This window comes from Corallococcus exercitus (assembly GCF_003611585.1).
In the GTDB taxonomy this organism is placed as follows: Bacteria; Myxococcota; Myxococcia; order Myxococcales; family Myxococcaceae; genus Corallococcus; species Corallococcus exercitus.
Genome location: NZ_RAVW01000172.1, coordinates 1 through 18,734 on the forward strand (window position 1 = coordinate 1; position 18,734 = coordinate 18,734).

The 18,734-nt window shown below is 70.7% G+C and carries 19 protein-coding genes; 12 read left to right on the top strand and 7 right to left on the bottom strand.

Going from position 1 to position 18,734, the window contains the following annotated elements; genetic code table 11:
- The 4 genes from D7W79_RS21300 to rsmA form a co-directional block, all read left to right on the top strand.
- Positions 1–419: tetratricopeptide repeat protein (locus D7W79_RS21300; protein ID WP_120527225.1), on the top strand; the 419-nt coding region annotated here is incomplete at its 5' end.
- Positions 420–562: 143 nt separating this feature from the next.
- Positions 563–3,361: a response regulator gene (locus D7W79_RS21305; RefSeq protein WP_120527226.1), complete on the top strand. Its 2,799-nt coding sequence runs from the start codon at positions 563–565 to the stop codon at positions 3,359–3,361.
- Between the two features lie 43 nt (positions 3,362–3,404).
- Positions 3,405–4,403: a tRNA (adenosine(37)-N6)-threonylcarbamoyltransferase complex transferase subunit TsaD gene (gene tsaD, locus D7W79_RS21310; protein WP_120527227.1), complete on the top strand. Its 999-nt coding sequence runs from the start codon at positions 3,405–3,407 to the stop codon at positions 4,401–4,403.
- A 10-nt stretch (positions 4,404–4,413) separates the two neighbouring features.
- Entirely contained in the window at positions 4,414–5,292 is an 879-nt protein-coding gene (gene rsmA / locus D7W79_RS21315) for a 16S rRNA (adenine(1518)-N(6)/adenine(1519)-N(6))-dimethyltransferase RsmA (RefSeq protein ID WP_120527228.1), read from the top strand.
- A 19-nt stretch (positions 5,293–5,311) separates the two neighbouring features.
- On the opposite strand, the gene D7W79_RS21320 is transcribed toward rsmA, so the two are convergent.
- Entirely contained in the window at positions 5,312–5,602 is a 291-nt protein-coding gene (locus tag D7W79_RS21320; protein WP_120527229.1) for a hypothetical protein, read from the bottom strand.
- A gap of 179 nt (positions 5,603–5,781) precedes the next feature.
- Between D7W79_RS21320 and D7W79_RS21325 the strand changes: the two genes are divergently transcribed.
- From D7W79_RS21325 to D7W79_RS21345, 5 genes are all read left to right on the top strand, one after another.
- Complete coding sequence (locus D7W79_RS21325) at positions 5,782–6,423, top strand: deoxynucleoside kinase (protein WP_120527230.1); 642 nt, start codon at positions 5,782–5,784, stop codon at positions 6,421–6,423.
- A 173-nt stretch (positions 6,424–6,596) separates the two neighbouring features.
- Positions 6,597–7,505, top strand: a complete 909-nt coding sequence (gene panB, locus D7W79_RS21330; protein WP_120527231.1) for a 3-methyl-2-oxobutanoate hydroxymethyltransferase — start codon at positions 6,597–6,599, stop codon at positions 7,503–7,505.
- 2 nt (positions 7,506–7,507) lie between these two features.
- Positions 7,508–8,362: a pantoate--beta-alanine ligase gene (gene panC, locus D7W79_RS21335; RefSeq protein WP_120527232.1), complete on the top strand. Its 855-nt coding sequence runs from the start codon at positions 7,508–7,510 to the stop codon at positions 8,360–8,362.
- Between the two features lie 17 nt (positions 8,363–8,379).
- Positions 8,380–8,865 carry an SsrA-binding protein SmpB gene (gene smpB / locus D7W79_RS21340; RefSeq protein ID WP_014398822.1) on the top strand — a complete coding sequence of 162 codons (486 nt, stop codon included), beginning with the start codon at positions 8,380–8,382 and terminating at the stop codon, positions 8,863–8,865.
- Between the two features lie 35 nt (positions 8,866–8,900).
- Positions 8,901–9,446: a ClpXP protease specificity-enhancing factor SspB gene (locus D7W79_RS21345; RefSeq protein WP_120527233.1), complete on the top strand. Its 546-nt coding sequence runs from the start codon at positions 8,901–8,903 to the stop codon at positions 9,444–9,446.
- A 28-nt stretch (positions 9,447–9,474) separates the two neighbouring features.
- On the opposite strand, the gene D7W79_RS21350 is transcribed toward D7W79_RS21345, so the two are convergent.
- The 6 genes from D7W79_RS21350 to D7W79_RS21375 all read right to left on the bottom strand — a co-directional run bounded on the left by D7W79_RS21350 (position 9,475) and on the right by D7W79_RS21375 (position 15,964).
- Complete coding sequence (locus D7W79_RS21350) at positions 9,475–11,544, bottom strand: serine/threonine-protein kinase (protein WP_120527234.1); 2,070 nt, start codon at positions 11,542–11,544, stop codon at positions 9,475–9,477.
- A gap of 31 nt (positions 11,545–11,575) precedes the next feature.
- Positions 11,576–11,965, bottom strand: a complete 390-nt coding sequence (locus D7W79_RS21355) for a DUF971 domain-containing protein (protein ID WP_120527235.1) — start codon at positions 11,963–11,965, stop codon at positions 11,576–11,578.
- Positions 11,966–12,023: 58 nt separating this feature from the next.
- Entirely contained in the window at positions 12,024–13,742 is a 1,719-nt protein-coding gene (locus D7W79_RS21360) for an HD domain-containing phosphohydrolase (protein ID WP_120527236.1), read from the bottom strand.
- A 26-nt stretch (positions 13,743–13,768) separates the two neighbouring features.
- Positions 13,769–14,623, bottom strand: a complete 855-nt coding sequence (locus tag D7W79_RS21365) for a peptidoglycan-binding protein LysM (RefSeq protein ID WP_120527237.1) — start codon at positions 14,621–14,623, stop codon at positions 13,769–13,771.
- The gene (locus D7W79_RS21370) at positions 14,620–15,030 is read right to left on the bottom strand and encodes a FecR domain-containing protein (protein WP_171417112.1); all 411 of its coding nucleotides are present in this window, start codon (positions 15,028–15,030) and stop codon (positions 14,620–14,622) included. The genes D7W79_RS21365 and D7W79_RS21370 overlap by 4 nt, the downstream gene beginning before the upstream one ends.
- A 130-nt stretch (positions 15,031–15,160) precedes the next feature.
- Positions 15,161–15,964 carry a carbon-nitrogen hydrolase family protein gene (locus D7W79_RS21375; RefSeq protein ID WP_120527239.1) on the bottom strand — a complete coding sequence of 268 codons (804 nt, stop codon included), beginning with the start codon at positions 15,962–15,964 and terminating at the stop codon, positions 15,161–15,163.
- A 209-nt stretch (positions 15,965–16,173) separates the two neighbouring features.
- On the opposite strand from D7W79_RS21375, the gene rimP reads away from it, so the two are divergent.
- The 3 genes from rimP to D7W79_RS21390 all read left to right on the top strand — a co-directional run.
- Positions 16,174–16,659, top strand: a complete 486-nt coding sequence (gene rimP, locus D7W79_RS21380; protein WP_120527240.1) for a ribosome maturation factor RimP — start codon at positions 16,174–16,176, stop codon at positions 16,657–16,659.
- A gap of 70 nt (positions 16,660–16,729) precedes the next feature.
- Positions 16,730–18,430: a transcription termination factor NusA gene (gene nusA, locus D7W79_RS21385; RefSeq protein ID WP_120527241.1), complete on the top strand. Its 1,701-nt coding sequence runs from the start codon at positions 16,730–16,732 to the stop codon at positions 18,428–18,430.
- 53 nt (positions 18,431–18,483) lie between these two features.
- On the top strand, positions 18,484–18,734 hold a 251-nt coding region (locus D7W79_RS21390), incomplete at its 3' end, for a YlxR family protein (RefSeq protein ID WP_244221890.1).

The following is an 18,734-nucleotide window of genomic DNA, read 5'->3' on the forward strand; positions in this document are numbered from 1 at the left end:
GCCCCGCCGCCGCCCGCGCGGACACGAACGCGGACGACCTGTTCCGCATGGGCGAGGTCTTCTTCCGCAAGCGCGACTTCGCCGCCGCCAACGAACACTACGAGCGCGCCCACGCCCTGGACCCCAAGCCCCTGTACCTCGCGGCGCGCGCCTGGGCCGTCTACATGGACCCCAGCCGCAAGGCCGACATGCCCCGCGCGAAACAGTGGATGGCGGATGCGGTGCGCACCGACCCGAACTGTGATCGCGCCCACTACCAGCTGGGCGTCATCGCCCGCGTGGAAGGGGACATGGACCGCGCGGAGCGGCACTTCCGCGAAGCGGTGCGCGCGAACCCGAAGCACCTGGAGGCGAACCAGGAGCTGCGGCTCATCGACATGCGCAAGAAGAACCCGCCCAAGAAGGGTCTCTTCCGCTGACTTGCCTGTCCCCCAGGGAGGGAATCGGCCGGTTTTCCGGACAGTCCCGCCCATTGACACACCTGAAAGCCGGACCCGATGCTTGCCCCCACGGGGCGCGTCCGTTGGATCCGCCGTCCCGCCCGTTTTGAAAGGCATGCCACGTGGCCAAGCAGCACCTGCTCCTCGTCGACGGTGACGCGAAGAGTCTGCGCGTGATGGAGGTCAGCCTGAAGAAGGCGGGCTTCTCCGTCACGACTGCGATCCACGGCAAGGATGCGCTGGAGAAGGTCCAGATCAGCCCGCCGGACCTCGTGCTCGCGGACACCAAGATGCCGGAGATGGACGGCTTCGAGCTCTGCAAGCAGCTCAAGTCCGACGAGCGCTTCAAGTTCATCCCCTTCGTCTTCCTGACGAACCAGAAGTCGGTCGAGTTCAAGGTGCGCGGCCTGGAACTCGGGGGCGACGACTACCTGACGAAGCCCATCTACATCAAAGAGATCGTCACCCGCGTGAAGATGATCCTTCAGAAGGCCGAGAAGGAACGCATCGAGAAGCGCGAGACGACCAAGGGCGGCTTCGCGGGAAGCCTCGCCGACATGGGCGTCGTGGACCTGGTCCAGACCTTCGAAATCGGCCGCAAGACGGGCGTCATCTCCATCCAGGGCGAGCGCACCGGCGTCGTCTACTTCAAGGAAGGCCGCGTCATCGACGCGGAGCTGGGCCGGCTCAAGGGCGAGAACGCCTTCTACCGCCTGCTCAACACGTTCGAAGGCCAGTTCGACGTGCAGTTCACCACGTTGGACCGCACCGAGCGCATCGAGGTCTCCACGCAGGGCCTCCTCATGGAGGGCATGCGCCGGCTGGACGAGTGGGGCCGGATGCTCGAGCAGCTCCCGCCGCTGGAGACGGTCTTCGAGATCGACTACCACCAGCTGGCGGACCGCCTGTCGGAGATCCCCGACGAGGTGAACGGCCTGTTGCGCCTGTTCGACGGCAAGCGCGCGCTGTCGCGCGTGGTGGAGGACTCGGACTTCGAGGACCTGGCCGCGCTGGGCATCATCAGCAAGCTGTACTTCGAAGGGCTGATCCGCGAGCTGGGCAACGCGCCGCTGGAGCCCGTGCAGAGCAGCAAGCCGGGCATCGAGCAGTGGCTGAACACCGCGCCGCCCATCCCCGTGGACGTCGCGCCCGCGCAGGAGGCCGCGCCCGCGGAGGTCCCTGTCGCCGTCGAGCCGCCCCCGGTGGAAGCGGCGCCCGTGGCGGAAGTCGCGCCCGTGGAGGAGGCCCCGCCCGCGCCCGTGGAGGAGGTCACGCCGGTGGCGGAGGTGGCGCCCGCGCCGGTCTCCGCGCAGCCCGCGCAGGTGATCATCTTCCCGCCGCGCAATCGCCCCGGCGAGGGCGCTCCTCCTCCATTCGGACAGGAGGGCATGGAGCCCGTCGTTCCGCCGCTGTCGCAGGAGGGCTCGGCGTTCCTGGTGGAGCCGCCCCCGGCGCACCGCGCGGTGGATCACGCGCGGCGCAGCCTGCTGCTCGACTGGAGCCACGTGGACACGGAGGGCCTGAGTGCTTCCAGCACCTGGGGGCCCGGTTCGCCCTGGTCGTCCGCGTCCCGCGCGCCGTCCGCCCCCGCGCCCAGCCCGTTCGCCGCCGCGCCCGTGCAGGCGCCGGTGGAGCCGCAGCCCTCGCGTCCGCCCATCTTCGGTGGCGCCGCCATCGCGCCCAGCCCGCTGGCGCCCGTGCCGCCGCCCACGCCGGCCCCGCCGTCGTCGGAGGTGACGCTGGTCAGCGGGACGGAGCCCCATCAGGACGAAGTGCCGGTGGAGGAGGCCGCGCCGCAGCAGCTCGCGCTGCCGCCGTATCCGGGCCACGGCATCGTGCCGCCCCAGGTGGCCCCGGTGGCGCTCAACGTCGAATTCCCCGCGACGACGCCCTTCGACGCGCAGCCGGTGTCCAGCGCGCCGGTGGACCTCGCCGCCCACGACGTGCCCGCGTCCGAGGCGTACTTCACGGAGCCCGAGCCCTCCGCGCCCGTGGCGAGCGCTCCGACGCCCTCCGCTCACGGTGCGAACACCGCGGCCTCTGGCATGAACGCCGCGACCTCCGGCGTCAACGGCGCGTCCACGAACAACACGGCCTCCACGAAGCCCGGCGCCGCGAAGTCCGCGCACGACGAGGACGACGCGGCGATGATCGCCGCGATGAAGCCCAAGCGCACGGGCCTCTACGTCGCGGGTGGCCTGCTCCTGGTGGCGGCCGTGGCCGCGCTGGTGATCTCCAAGGGCTCGGGCAGCACGGACACACCCAAGCCCCCCGAACCGAAGGTGACGCAGCCCACGCCGCCGGTGGAAGCGCCCAAGCCGCCGGAGACGACGCCTCCGCCGGCCGTCACGCCGCCACCCGTGAAGACCGTGGATGCGCAGACCGACGCGGGGGCTCCCCCGACGAAGACCGCCACCGGCCCGGAGGACGCGGGGACGGCGCCGGTGAAGACGGCCACGCCCGAGCCCGCCGCCGTCCCGGACGCGGGTGTCGTCGCGGTCGCGCCCACGCCGCCCCCGGACGCGACGCCCGTGGCGCAGCCGAAGCTCACGTACGCGGACTTCATCAAGGACGGCCGCGCGGCGATGGCCCGCAAGAGCTTCAAGTCGGCCGTCGGCGCCTACCGCAAGGCGCTCGCGCTCGACACCGCCTCCATCGAGGCGAAGACGGGCCTGGGCATCTCGCTGGCCAACAACAGCAGCACCAGCGAGTCCGGCTACCGCGAGGCGGCCAAGCTGCTCCAGGACGTCGTCAAGGCGGAGCCCAAGAACGCGAAGGCCTGGTTCTGGCTGGGCAGCTCGCTCCAGTTCTCCGGTGAGCAAACCCGAGCGGCCGAGGCCTACAAGCGGTATCTGTTCCTCGAACCGACGGGAAGCTCGGCGGAAGAGGTGCGCGCACTGCTCAAGGGGATGGGCAGCTAGGCGGCCGGTCCGCTTCAGCCTTCCCGTCCTTGCTGGAGTCGTCGTGCTCGTCCTGGGACTCGAAACCTCGTGCGATGAAACCGCCGCCGCCGTCGTGGAGGACGGGCGGCGCGTCCTGTCGGACGTCGTCTCCACGCAGGTGGACATCCACCGCCGCTGGGGCGGCGTCGTGCCGGAGCTGGCCAGCCGCAACCACATTGTCCAGGTGATGCCCGTCGTCCACGAGGCCCTTACCCGCGCGGACAAGACGCTGGACGACATCGACCTGCTCGCCGTCACGTCCGGCCCCGGCCTCATCGGCGCGCTGCTCGTGGGGCTCCAGGTGGCCAAGGGGCTGAGCCTCGCCACCGGCAAGCCCTTCGTGGGCGCCAACCACCTGGAAGGGCACCTGCTGGCCATCCGCCTCTTGGAAGACGCGCCCGCGCCGCCGTTCCTGGGGCTCGTCGTCTCCGGCGGCCACACCAGCCTCTACGAGGTGCGCGACTACGGGAACTACCGCCTCGTCGGCCGCACGCGCGACGACGCCGCGGGCGAGGCCTACGACAAGACGGCGCGCATCCTCGGCCTGCCGTACCCGGGTGGGCAGCCCATCGACGAACTGGCGCAGAAGGGCGACCCGGAGGCCATCCGCTTCCCGCGCGCGCTGCCGGGCGACAACCTGGACGTGTCCTTCTCCGGGCTGAAGACGTCGGTGCTCCACCACGTCCAGAAGCACGGCGTGCCGCAAGGCCAGGCCCTCCACGATTTGTGCGCGTCGTTCCAGGAGGCGGTGGCGGACGTGCTGTCGAAGAAGCTCGTCGCCGCGGCGAAGAAGCTGGGCCACACGCAGCTGGTGCTGTGCGGCGGCGTGGCGGCGAACTCGCGGCTCAGGGCGCTGTGCAAGCAGCGAGCGGAGGAGCGGGGCCTGCGCATGTTCCTGCCGCCGGTGCGCTTGTGCACGGACAATGGCGCGATGATCGCCGTCGCGGGGTATGAAGCGTGGCGCCGCGGCTTGCGCGGTGACTTCCGCCTCGCGGCCGACCCCGCCTGGCGCATGGAGTAGGGGCCTGACAGTGGATTCTCCGCGCGACATCCTCAAGCGCCACGGCCTTCGGGCCAAGCACAGCTGGGGACAGAATTTCCTCGGAGACCCGGACGCGCTCCAGTCCATCGCGGACGCGCTCGCGCTGCGCGAGGGCGAGCCCGTGGTGGAGCTGGGGCCGGGCCTGGGCCACCTCACGCGCTTCCTCGCCGCCACCGGCGCGCAGGTCACCGCCGTGGAGCGCGACCGCGACATGGTGGCCGTGCTGGAGAAGGAGGCCATCCCCGGCGTGCGCGTGGTGCCCGGCAACGCCGCCACGGTGGACTTCGCCCAGGTGGCCGGCGCGCCCGAAATCGCGCTCGTGGGCAACCTGCCGTACCACCTCACCAGCCCCATCCTCTTCCAGGTGCTCGCGCAGCGCGCCCACATCTCGCGCGCCGTCTTCACCCTCCAGAAGGAGGTCGTCGTGCGGCTGGCCGCGGAGCCGGGCAACCGCGACTACGGGCTGCTGACGGTGCTGCTCGGCCTGCACTTCGACGTGGAGCAGGTGCTCACGCTGGAGGCATGGCGCTTCCATCCGCCCCCGAAGGTGGACTCCGCCGTGCTGCGCCTCACGCGGCTCAAGCAGCCCCGCGCGCCGCTGGTGGACGAGGCCCGCTTCACGCGGCTGGTGAAGGCCGGCTTCGCGCAGCGCCGCAAGACGCTGATCAACTCGCTCAAGTCCGACAAGGGCCTGGCGAAGCCGGAGGCGATGCTGGCCGCGCTGCAGACGGCGGGCATCGACCCGGGCCGCCGCGCGGAGACGCTCTCCCCGGAGGAGTTCGCCGCCATCGAGCGCGCCCTGGGCCCCGTCACCGCCATGGCTCCGCCGCCTCCGGACGCGCCGGAAGAGGACACCTCGGAGGAGTAGGGGACGGGTAGGGGACGGCTCAGCGCTTCTGGCCCAGCGCGGCCAGGAGCCCACCCTGCTGGGCGAGGAACGCGCGGAACTCGTCCTCGTCGATGCGCAGGCGCGCGAGCACGCCGCTGAGCACGTCGTCCACGGAGCCCTCCGGCCGGCGCTTCAGTTCGAAGGCCGTCTTGAGCAGGGCCACGCCATAGAGTGGATCCACGTCCACGGGAGGTGCGGGCGGGGCCGTGGCCGTACGGGCGGCGGGCACCACTTCCGTGGGCTCCACCAGGTCCACCACCGCCGTCTTCACCCGCTGCCTGCCGCGCATCTGGGGCCCGCTGCTCCGCTGTCCGTGTTCGCGGGCACCGTAGGGGATGACTCCGGATGGCGCAAGGGTGGGGTGGCCCGGCGAAAATTGCCGGATGCACGGGGGCATGGTTGTGTTATCCGCCCCCCGCGCGCGCATGTGTCCCATGCGTGGATTCCGGGGGCGGAGGCCTCGGGCCGATGGACCACCGCTACATCGTCGTCGAAGGCCCCATCGGCGTGGGCAAGACGAGCCTCACCAACCTCCTCACGGAGCGCCTGGGCAGCCGCCGCATCCTGGAAGTGGTGGAGGAGAACCCCTTCCTCTCCAGCTTCTACGCGGACCGGCAGAAGTTCGCGTTCCAGACGCAGGTGTTCTTCCTGCTGTCGCGTTTCCGGCAGCAGCAGGAGCTCTTCCAGCAGGACCTGTTCCGCGCCGTCACCGTGAGTGACTACCTGTTCGCGAAGGACCGCATCTTCGCCAACCTCACGCTGGCCTCGGACGAGCTGGCCCTCTACGACCGCGTCTTCGAGGCGCTGGGGCCCCGCGTCCCGCAGCCCGACCTGGTCATCTACCTCCAGGCGCAGCTGGACGTGCTGCTGCATCGCATCAAGAAGCGCGGCCGTGAGTTCGAGCGGAAGTTCGACGCGGGCTACCTGGAGTCCCTCACGCACGCCTACAACGACTTCTTCGCGCACTACCAGGACACGCCGCTCTTGGTGGTGAACACGTCGGACATCGACTTCGTGCACAACGAGCAGGACCGCGAGGACCTGATGCAGGCCATCGCGTCCGCGAAGTCTGGCGTGCAGCACTACACCCCCCGGTCCCGCCGGGGCTGACGGCCGCCGCCCGGCTGGTTGCCTGGCGGGATGCAGTGATCCCCCCACGCGGCCCCGAGGGCGTTAGAGTGCATCCCCGTGGAACCCCGGCCTCCGGCGATCCCCCTTGGGGACGGCGAGGGGCCTGACGTTCCACGCGGCTGTCCCACCCGTCTTGCCACAGGAGGTGAACCGTGAAGGACAAGGTCACCATCCACACGCTGAAGCGCCTGAAGCAGTCCGGTCAGAAGATCTGCATGGTCACCGCGTACGACGCGACGTTCGCGCGCATCCTCGACGAGGGAGGCGCGGACGTGCTCCTGGTCGGTGACTCGCTGGGCATGGTCATCCAGGGCCAGGACTCCACGCTGCCCGTCACCATGGACCAGATGGTCTACCACTCGGCGGCGGTGAGCCGCGGCGCGAAGCGGGCGCACGTGGTGGGCGACATGCCCTTCATGAGCTACCAGGTGTCGCCGCAGGAGGCGGTGCGCAACGCCGGGCGGCTCGTGTCCGAAGGCAACGTGGGCAGCGTGAAGCTGGAGGGCGGCGCCGAGTTCGCCGACACCGTGCGCGCCATCGTCCGCGCCAGCATCCCCGTCATGGGCCACCTGGGCCTCACGCCGCAGTCGGTGCACAAGATGGGCGGCTACGTGGTGCAGGGCCGCGACGAGGACGCCGCGCGCCGCATGCTGGATGACGCGCTCGCGCTGGAGGCCGCGGGCGCCTACGCGATGGTGCTGGAGGGCGTGCCGCTGGAGCTGGCGCGCACCATCACCCAGAGCCTGAAGATTCCGACCATCGGCATCGGCGCGGGCAAGCACTGCGATGGCCAGGTGCTGGTCTGCTACGACCTGCTGGGCATGAACCCGGACTTCAAGCCGAAGTTCGTCAAGCGCTTCGCCAACCTGCACGGGAACATCACGGAGGCCGCGAACACGTTCTTCGACGAGGTGCGCGCGGGCACCTTCCCGGATGAGGACCACAGCTTCAAGGCCACCAAGGGCATCCGGCTGGTGACGCCCACGCCTGTCGTCCCCGACGCGGAAGTCGCCGTCGAGGGCGCGGAGAAGGTCGGCGGCATCTACGGGGCTCCGGTCTAGCCATGGCCCCCCACGTCCTGCGCACCGTCGCTGAAGTGAAGGCCTGGGTCGCGTCCCTCCAGAAGGAGGGCAAGACCCTGGCGCTCGTGCCCACCATGGGCTTCCTCCATGAGGGGCACGTCTCGCTCATGAGGGAGGGCGGCCGGCGCGCGGACGTGGTGGCCGCTTCCATCTTCGTGAACCCCACGCAGTTCGGTCCCCGCGAGGACCTGGCGCGCTACCCGCGCGACTTCGAGGGGGACCTGGCGAAGTGCGCGAGCGCGGGCGTCACGGCCGTGTTCGCGCCCGAGCCCGCGGCGATGTACCCCCCGGGCTACCAGACCTACGTGGACGTCACGGAGGTGAGCCAGGGGCTGTGCGGCGAGCGGCGTCCCGGCCACTTCCGGGGCGTCGCCACCATCGTCACGCAGCTCCTGGCGCTGTTCCGGCCGGCCGTGGCGCTCTTCGGTGAGAAGGACTACCAGCAGCTCCAGGTCATCAAGACGCTCAATCGCGACCTGCATCTGGGCGCGGACATCGTGGGCATGCCCACCATCCGCGAGGCGGACGGGCTGGCCATGAGCAGCCGCAACGCCTATCTGTCCGTGGATGAACGCCGCCGGGCGCTCGCCCTGTCGAAGGGCATCCGGGCGGCCCAGGCCCTGCTCGCCTCCGGCACCCGGGACACGGGAGCGCTGGTGGAGGCCGCCCGCCGGGAATTGCAGGCGGCGGACCTCCGGGAGGACTACGTGGAGGTGCGGGACGCCGGGACGCTGTCACCCCTGGTGACGGTGGCGCCCGGACAGACGGCGCGCATGCTGGTGGCGGCCTTCTCGGGCACCACGCGGCTCATCGACAACATGCCGCTGGCCGGTTAGGAGACCCGGGACACGTTATGGCCGCTGGAAAGTCGAAGGGTGTGGGTGCGGAGCCGGGGGTGAAGCTCATTGCCGAGAACCGGCGTGCGCGCTTCGACTACACGGTGGATGAAAAGATAGAAGCCGGGCTGGAGCTCACGGGGAGCGAGGTGAAGTCGTTGCGTGAAGGAACGGCCAACCTGTCGGACGCCTACGCGCTCCAGAAGGGCACGGAGCTGTTCCTGCTCAACGCCCACATCGGCTCCTACAAGGCGGCCAGTGTCTTCGACCACCTGCCCACGCGGGGCCGGAAGCTGCTGATGCACCGCGCGGAGATCGACCGGTGGACGGCCAAGGTGCGCGAGCGCGGTTACTCCATCATCCCGCTCGTGCTGTACTTCAGGAAGGGGCGGGCCAAGGTGGAGCTGGGCCTGTGCCGCGGCAAGACGCACGAAGACCGCCGCCACGACATCAAGGAACGGGAGACGAAGCGGGAGATGGACCGGGAAGTGCGCCGTCGTTGAGGGCGCGCCCGCAATTCCCCGCCGGACAGGCTGGAATGGACAAGAAGGTTTCAGACAAGAAGGAGCGGCTGCTGGCCGCGCTCGACCAGGGGATGGTGATGATCCACCTGGACGCGCGTCGCCCCGGCGTGCTCGTCCCCGCCAGCCTCCGAGGCGAAGCACACCTGCGCCTCAACCTCTCCTACCGTTTCGAGCCACCCGACCTCACGGTGGGTGAGTGGGGCGTGCGCTCCACGCTGAGCTTCTCCGGTTCGCGCTTCACGGTGGCGGTGCCCTGGTCGGCGCTGTTCGCCATCGCCAGCCACGTGACGAAGGAGTTCTGGATGTACCCGGAGGAGATGCCGCCGGAGCTGCTCCAGCAGCCCCCGGTGGCGTCGGCTTCCGTCTCGCGTCCGCCGCCGCCTGCGCCCGTGCCCGTCGCCGCCGAAAGGCCCCGCGCCTTCCTGCGCGAGGTTCAGGCCGAGCGCACCGACGAGCCGGAGTCGCGTCCGGAGGTGGCCCCGCCGCCGCCCCCGCCCGAGGGTGGGCCCCCGGACGAGCCGCAGCCGCCGCGCCGTGGTCACCTGCGGCTGGTGAAGTAGGCCAGCTGCCCCGGAGCTCGGTGCCGCGTCAGCGCTTGAGCTCCGCCGCCACGTCCGCCTTCCGGCCGCCCATGAACGAGCCCGTCCAGGCGCGGTAGCCCCGCAGCTTGAGCTGCACGGGGATGGAGCGCGAGGGATAGGTGTTGTCCATCGCCAGGGGCGTCACGCCCACCACCACGCCGTCCACCAGGACGGTGGCGCCGGAGGGCTCGCTGCGGATGGACAGGAGCGGCGTTGGAGCCCCGAGCGCGTGCCTCGCCTGGGCCTCGTAGCGAGGCCACACGAACAGCACGCCCGCCGCGAGCACCGCCGCGATGCCGAACAGCGCCACCGCCATGCCCCAGCGCCTGCGGGGACGGGAAGAGGCCATGGGCTCGAACTCGTATGTCGTGCCTTCCGGACGGGGCGCACGCTCTTCCAGCTCCAGGTCACCCTGGCCCGCCTGACGGATGCCGGGCCGGTTCATCCGCTCCGACTCGTCCATGTCCGAGATGGACTGCGTGGCCAGCGCGGGCGCGTTCGCCGGAGCCTGGGCCGCGGAGGAGGCCGCTGCCGCGTTCACCCGGGGACGCGCGGAAGGGGAGGCCGCCGCCATCGCGGGGGCATTCGCTTGAGACCGTGCGGACGCGGCGGATGTCCCGGGCCCAGCGCCTGCCGCCTGGGCTGGAGCCGCGCCCGCCGGAGGCCGCGAAGCGACTGCCCCCGCTCCTCGGGGCGCCACGGGCTCGGCGCCGGGCGACGCGGGATTGCTCGCGGAGGCACGGGCGCGTCCCGGTGACGCCCTCGGGGCCAGTGCCTCGGAGGCCGTCGCGGAAGCCACGGGTGACGCGCTCGCGGAAGGCCCGCGCGTGCAGGACTCGCAGGGCGCCTCAGGGAACTCCAGGGCGGAGCCACACAGCGCACAGGTGTGGACCACCGCGCCGGACGCGGACAGCGAGACGCCTCCCACCGGAGGGCTCCACGGCTCCTCTTCCTCCGTCCCCATGGGGACGGCCGCCGGAGGCGCCTTCCACGGCGCGGACGCCACCGCCCCCGAAGCCGCGGCAGTCCCGCCGCCATAGGCCATCGTGGCCGAGGCGGAGCCGGACGCGGACGGAATCCGCCCCGTGTCCATGCCTTCGCGCGGCGCGGCGGACATCACGAACGAAGCGGACGTCGAAGCCGGGGCCTCCGCGAGGGCGGCCCGGGCCACTTCGCCCACGGACATGGGCAGCCGCACGCCGCGCAGGAAGGTCGCCAGCGCATGCGACGACGCGGGCTCTCCCGTCTGCGCGAGCCACCGCGCGAGCGCCTCCGACACGTCCTCCGGCTCCGGGAAGCGGGCCGCGGGGTCGCGCGACAGCATGCGCAGCACCAGCGTGGCCAGCGACGCCGGCACGTCCGGCAGCGACGCGGGCGCGCGGTTGAGGATGGAGTACGCCACCGCCATCGGTTCCGAGGATCCGCCGAACGGATGCTGCCCCGCGAGCATCTCCGCCAGGAGCGTGCCCAGCGAGAACTGGTCGCTCAGCGCCGTGGCCGGCTCACCCCGGAGGACCTCTGGCGCCGCGTAGGGCACCTTGCCCTTGAACGCCCCGGGCTCCGTGCGCGACAGGCCCGCGAGCCGCGCGATGCCGAAGTCCGTGACCTTCACCTCGCCTTCGCGCGACACCAGCAGGTTGGATGGCGACACGTCCCGATGGGCCGTCATCACCACCTGTCCGCCGTGCTGGCGCCGGTACGCGTGCTGCAATCCCGCCTGGGCCTGGCTCGCGATGAACACCGCCAGGTGCGGGGGAATCCGCAGCCCCTGCCGGGTCACCGCGCGCATCAGCGCGCCCAGGTCCCAGCCGTCCACCAGCTCCATCACCAGGAAGAGCCCCTCGGCGCTCTCCCCCACGTCGTGCACGGTGACGATGTTCTGGTGCTGCAGCAGCATGGCCAGCCGCGCCTCGGAGACGAACATGTTCGCGATGTCCGTCTCGCGCGCCAGGTGCGGCAGCACGCGCTTGATGGCCACGGTGCGCTCGAAGCCCTCCGCGCCCTTCGCCACTCCCAGGAACAGCTCCGCCATGCCTCCCGTGGCCAGCGGTTGCAGCAGCCGATAGCGCGACGTCACGAGGACCTCCGGTAGGGCGCGGCGGGGCGCATCACCCCTGCGACTGGGTGATGTCGCGCAGGTGCTTCCACGGGTAGATGCCCGTGTTGTGCTGGTCGCTGAAGACGAACGCGAGGGCGTAGTTGCCCACGGGCTGCATCTGCAGCACGCGCAGGTTCGCGGGCACCTGCGAGGGGTCCAGCGTGCGCTTCGCCGTCCACTCGTCCACGCACGCGGCGCACGGGCACTGCTGACGCAGCACCTGCGCGGTGGCGCTCGTCGTCGCGCCGTCGTCCCACGTCAGCGTCAAAGACTCGCCGTCCGCGGACAGCTTCGCATCCGTCGCGCTGACGGGCTTGGGCGCGGGCTTGATGCGATCCCAGAAGTTGCTCACCGGTCCACCTTCCAATGCTTTGGAGCACAGCAGTCCCCTCCCTACCATCCTTCCGGCGGGGTGGGGTGGCTGCCGCGAAACCCGCAAGGGCCCGGGGCGCGGAGCTTCAGGAAGCCAGCTTGACGGGCTGCCGGTGGCCTTCCAGCCGCACGCCCCGCTGGGCCAGCACCGCGCGCAGGGCCAGCACCACCTTGGGGTCCAGCTGCGCGCCGCTCAGGTTGTCCAGGATCTCCATCGCCTTCTCCAGCGGCATGGCCTTCTGGTAGGGGCGCGTGGAGGTGCACGCATCGAACGTGTCCGCGCACGCCACGATGCGAGCGAGCAGCGGGATGGACTCGCCCTTGAGCTTGTCCGGGTATCCCGTGCCGTCCCAGCGCTCGTGGTGGTGGCGCACGCACGCGCGCACCGGACCCAGGAACGTGACGGGCCCGATGATGGCGTCGCCAATGGCGGGGTGCTCGCGCATCGTCGCCATCTCCTGGTCGGTGAGGCGCGACTGCTTGCAGAGGATGTTCTCCGCGATGCCAATCTTCCCGATGTCGTGGAGGATGCCGCCGTACTGCAGCTGCCGCAGCTCGCGCTCGGTGAGCTTCAGCTCCTTGCCAATCTCCACCGCCACGTCGCCCACCCGCTGGCTGTGGCCGCGCGTGTACGCGTCCTTGGAGTCGATGGAGTTGGCCAGCGCGACGATGGTCTCCAGGTAGCCCTTCTCCAGGCTGTCGTAGAGGCCGCGCGTCTCCATGTCGTACGCCAGCAGCTGCTTGCTCATGTAGTTGAACGTCTGGGCCAGCTCTCCCAGCTCGTTCTTCTGCTTGAGGTGCACCTCCACGCCGAACTTGCCGCGCGCCAGTTCCAGCGACGTCGCGATGAAGGTCTTCAGGGGCTGCGTGAGGTTGCGGGAGAAGATGGCCGCCAGCACCAGCGCCACCAGGATGGCGCCACCCAGGCCCAGGAGGATGCGCCGCTCCATGGTCTCCACCTGGCGGTAGGCGTGCTCCACGGGCTGCTCGGACACGATGGCCCAGCCCGCCTCCGGCAGCACCGAGTACGCGGACACCACCGCGTTTCTCCCCTCGCCGAAGTTGCCCACGTGGAAGAGCTCCGTGTCGGGCGTGCCCTCGCGCTGCTTGAGCAGGTGCGCCAGCGGCAGCCGCTTCGACACGTCGTCACCCACCGCGCCCAGGTCGCCGCCGCCGGTAATCAGCCGGCCGTGCCGGTCCGCCAGGTACGCGAACCCCGTGCTGCCCACGCGCTCCTGCGCCAGCATCTGCCGCAGGCCCGCCAGCGTCAGGTCCGCGGCCATGTAGCCCTGCACCGGGTCGCCCACGGGGAAGGCCAGCGTCACCACCGGGCCGCCGCCGCCGCCGCCCTGGGACGCCACCACGTCCGAGTAGCGCACCCCGGTGAGCCCCTCGTCGAGCAGCGCCCGCGCGCGCTCCTCGTGCTCCGCCACCGCGCTGGGCGCCATGTCGTGCACCGCGAAGGCCTGCAGGCCGGGCAGCCGCTGCCGGTCCGCGCCGAACACGGTGAGCGCCAGCACCTCCGGGCGCTGGTTGAGCACCGACGCGATGTGCAGCCGCTGCGTGTCGCGCGACAGGGTGAAGAAGCCGCCCGGCACGCTGGACAGCCCCACCACCATCTCCGTGGGGTCCTCCAGGAAGCTCTCCGCCTTGAGCCGCAGCTGCTTCACGCGCTCCTGCGCCAGCTCCTGCGCGTCGCGGATGAGCAGCTCCCGCGTATGGGACACCGACAACCAGCCCACCATCAGCGTGGGGATGATGCTGACCACCAGCATCAGGAGGAGGATGGCTTTGAAAAGTCTCACGGCGGTGGCTCCTCGCGGACAGGCGGCTACTTCTGCCAGCCGTCCTTCACCTTGACGTTGAGTTCGAGCGATTCCGCGGCCAGCTCGAAGCGCCGTGTCTGGGAGGGCAGGGACCGCCCCTGCTCCGGACTCACTGCCGTCACCGTCCAGCGATAACGGCCCGCGGGCAGCGCCGGCAACGTCCATTGCCGCGCGGCCACCACGGAGCGCACCGGCGCCGGTGCCGCTCCACCCTCCACTGCCTCGGAGACGACCTCCACCTCGTAGCGCGTGGCGCCCGCGACGGCGGCCCACGCCAGCGTCACCGGCCCCAGCAGGCCCCCGGCTCCGGACGAGGGCTTCAGCGTGAGCCGCGCCTTGTCCGCGGGCTGCGCCAGCTGCGGCGCGCCGGGCGGCTCCGGCAGCACGGTGCCCTGCTGCACACGCACGGACTCGCCCTTCGCCAGCACGCGGGTGGCGTGCTGCGCCTCCACGGTGACGGGAGGACCCTGGCGGTGGGTGACGGTGGTGGTGCCGCCGTCGTGGTCCACCTCCACCGTGAAGTTGGACGGCTGGGGCGGGTTGAGCAGCGCCCACGCCTCGTCCGCCTTGTGCAGCGCGTCCGCGTACCGGGCGGCCTGGTAGTGCGTCTCCGCGTCCTTGAGGCGGACCTCGGCCTCACGGCGGCGTGCATCGTCCGGCGCGGCCTTCACCGCCGCGCGCGACATCTCCAGCGCCTTGAGCGCCGTCTGCGGTTCCGTGCCGGGCGCCTTGCGCGGCCCCGGTGTCGCGGCACCGCCGGGAAGGGGAGCCGTTTCCGGAGGCTCGCGCCCCACCGCGGGAGCGGTCGACGGCACCACGGACAGCCCCATCCACGCGCTGAGCCAGAGGGCGGCCTTCATTGGAATTCAATCTTCCTGCCCGCGCGAACCGTGGCGGATGGGGTGGTGACGGACAGCGACTGGGTGGCTGGCTTCTCCAGGGTGGCGTCCACCCGTCCCCTGAGGACGGTGACATCCGTTCGGAGCTTGCTTTCCGCGATGCCCACCAGGGAATCGCCTCCCAGGTGCAGGCTGCTGCCGTTGGCGAACACCAGCTGGGCACTGGCCCCGGCCTCGGTGCGGACCTTGTCGTTCTCGTAGAGGGGTAGCTCGTCGCGCGCGGGGCTCCACTCGTCCGCCACCGCGCGTTTGATCTGCACGTCCCCCGTCAGCTCCCTCAGGTGCGCGCGGGGAACGGGTGGAGGCAGGGGCGCCTCGGTGGGCCCTCGGGGCTTCTCATCGGCGGTGCAGCCGGGAGGAAGGGCCATGAGTGCGACCGCGAAAAGCAGGGGAGGCCAGCGTCGTCCATTCACCAGTGGGGTTTTCCTGGGGCCCACTCTAACCGGCAAAGGCCGCGCTGGAAGGGCCCCCCGCCCCATCCCGCTCACGGGTGCCTGCCTAGTCCAGCCGCCGGTGCGCCAGGCACGGCAAATTCCGCCGGATGCGTGCCTGGAGCTCTGGGTCCACCGGCGCCAGCGCCAGCCCCTCGCCCTCGGAGGCCCGCGCCGTCACCAGGCCCCACGGGTCCACCACCATCGCGTGCCCGTACGTCAGCCGCTGCGCGGAGTGCCGCCCGCCCTGGGCGGGCGCCAGCACGTACGCCTGGTTCTCGATGGCGCGGGCGCGCAGCAGCACCTCCCAGTGGTCCTTGCCGGTCATCATCGTGAAGGCCGCCGGCACCGCGAGCAGCGTCGCCCCGTCCTTCGACAGCCGCCGGTACAGCTCCGGGAAGCGCAGGTCGTAGCAGACGCTCATCCCCAGCCGGCCCACTGTCGTGTCCGCCGCCACCACCTCCGTCCCGGGGGCCACCGCCGCGGACTCCTGGTAGGTGGCTCCGTCGCCGACGTCCACGTCGAACAGGTGCATCTTCCGGTACACCGCCAGCCGGGCGCCGTCCGGGCCGAACAGGACGCTGGTGTTGTAGAGCCGGCCGCCGGGCGCTCCCTCCTCCAGGATGGAGCCCGCCAGGAGCGTCGTCTTCGTCCCCCGGGCCAGCTCCGCCATCCGGCTCAGGGTGGGGCCGTCCAGGCTCTCCGCGGCGGAGGGGCGCTCGGGCTCCGGACCCATCCAGGAGAAGTTCTCCGGCAGTCCCACCAGGTGGGCTCCCAGGGAGGCGGCCTGGCGCACGAGGCGCGTGGCCACATCCAGGTTGTGGGCCTTGTCCGCGGTGGACACCATCTGGGCGGCGGCGATGAGGTGCATGGGGGCGTTATAACGCCACCGGCGTCACTCGGAACCCCTGGGAATCCTTCAATCCCGGGGGACGTTTGACCCGGTGCCTCGGGGTGTGTCCTTCCTTTACACCCCGAGGGGGCGTGTGTTACGGACGCCCCGACATTTTTCGACGCATCACATCGAAAAGTGGGCCGCCGTGCCCGCTTTTCGTGTTTTTGGAGACCTGTTTCCTGGCCATGGAGCCGAAGAACATCAAACAGACGGTGGAAGAGAAGGCAGCGACGCTGCTGGACCCCATCGTGGCGAACGAAGGCCTGGAGCTCCTGGACGTGGAGTACGTCCGCGAGCGTGAGGGCTGGGTGTTGCGGTTGTTCATCGACAAGCCCGGTGGCCGGGTGGGTCTGGAGGAGTGCTCCCAGGTGTCGCGCGCCGTGGATCCGGTGCTCGACGTGGAGGACTTCATCCCCCAGGAATACAACCTGGAGGTGTCCAGCCCCGGGGTGAACCGGCCCTTGAAGAAGCCGGCGCACTTCGAACGGGTGAAGGGGCAGAAGGTCAAGGTGAAGACCTTCGGCCCGCTGGGTGACCCGCCGCGGAAGAACTTCAGCGGCACGCTCACCGATGTGGCGGCCGACGCCATCTCCGTGGACGTGGAAGGGGGCGGCGTCTTCGCCATCCCCTTCAAGGACATCGCCAAGGCCAATCTGGAGTTCGAGTTCTAGAAGCCGACATACAGGGGACCCTGTTCGCGCCAGGGCCGCCCGTGGACCCATTTTCGGAGAAGACAAAGCCATGCCCACGCCCGCCAACCCGGCAGTCAACCTCAACCTCGTCCTGGATCAGGTCGCCAAGGACAAGGGCATCGAACGGGCCGTGCTCATTGCCACCCTCGAGGACGCGATGAACACCGCGGCCAAGAAGCACTTTGGCCAGGACCGCAACCTGGAGGCCAAGTACGACCCGGACAAGGGCGTCGTGGAGCTCTTCCAGGCCATCACCGTGGTCGCGGAGATCACCGACCCCGTCCAGGCGGTCAACCAGATCACCATGGACGAGGCCCACAAGAAGGGCATGGAAGTGGAGCCCGGCGACGAGCTCGTCTTCCAGATCTTCTACCGGGACGAGGACGCCGCGGAAGCCAAGGCCCAGGACGACCAGTACGGCGACATCCTGCGCCTGAAGACCTTCCGCCGCGGCTTCGGCCGCATCGCGGCGCAGACGGCCAAGCAGGTCATCCTGCAGCGCACCCGCGACGCCGAGCGCGAGAACGTCTTCAACGAGTACAAGGACCGCAAGAACGAGATCGTCACCGGCATCGCCCGCCGGTTCGAGCGCGGCAACATCGTGGTGGACCTGGGCCGCGCGGAAGCCGTCCTGCCCGTGCGCGAGCAGGTCCCGCGTGAGACCTACCGCCCCGGCGACCGCGTCCAGGCGTACGTGCTGGACGTGCTGCGTGAGTCCAAGGGCCCGCAGATCGTCCTGTCGCGCGCGTCCGTGAACCTGCTCACCAAGCTCTTCGAGATGGAGGTGCCCGAAATCGCGGAAGGCATCGTCGTCATCGAGGCGGCGGCGCGTGAGCCCGGTGGCCGCGCGAAGATCGCCGTATCCAGCCGCGACTCGGACGTGGACCCCGTGGGCGCGTGCGTGGGCATGAAGGGCAGCCGCGTGCAGGCGGTGGTGCAGGAGCTGCGCGGGGAGAAGATCGACATCGTCCCTTACGATGAAGACCCGGCCCGCTTCGTGTGCTCGGCCCTGGCCCCCGCGGAGGTCAGCCGCGTCATCATCGACGAGGCGAACCACGCCATGGAGCTCATCGTCCCGGACGACCAGCTGTCGCTGGCCATCGGTCGGCGCGGGCAGAACGTGCGCCTGGCCGCCCAGCTGACCGGCTGGAAGCTGGACATCAACAGCGAGAGCCGCGTGCGGGAGATGCGCGAGTTCGCCAGCCGCTCGCTGGGCGCCCTGCCCGGTGTCAACGAGATGCTGGTGGAGACGCTCTACGCGCACGGCTTCCGTCAGGCGCGTGACGTGGCGGACGCCAACGCGGAGATGCTGGCGCAGATCCCCGGCATCGACCCCACCCGCATCGCCGCCATGCAGGAAGAGGCGAAGAAGCGCATGGTGGAGGACCAGCAGGAGCTGTCGCGCATGGACTACGAGCGCGAGCAGGCCCGCCTGGCCGAGGCCCGCCGCCACCCGGACGAGCTGTCCCAGCCGGAGCGCATGGCGCGCGTGCGCGGCGTCGGTGAGAAGACCATCGAGCAGCTCATCCTCGCCGGCTACCGCACGGTGGAGGACATCGCGAACGAGAAGGACCTCACCCGCCTGGGCGACGTGCCGGGCGTGGGCATCAAGAAGGCCCGCCAGCTGAAGAGCGCGGCGGAGAACTACCTGGTGGAAGAGGCCAAGCTGCGCGCGGAACTGAACGCGGAGCGGGGGCTGCTGGCGTCGGCTGGCGGCTCGGAGGGCGCGGAAGCGGCCAAGGCACCGTAACGACAGGGGGTAGGGAGATGCGCCGCGCAACGAAACGGCCGGGGACACATCCCATGGAAATCACGACGTCAGGTCCCGTCAGGACCTGCGTCGGGTGCGGTTCGCGCAAGTCACAGGCGGAACTCACCCGGTTCGTGGTAGGTCCCCAGGGCGGCGTGGTGGCGGACAGGCGGCGGAGGCTGCCAGGGCGGGGGGCGTACCTGTGCGGTGCCGGTTGTCTGACGGCAGCGCTCAAGCGTAAGGCGCTGGGCAGGGCCTTCCGGGGCAAGGCGGGGCAGGTTGACCCGTCAGCACTCGGACAGGC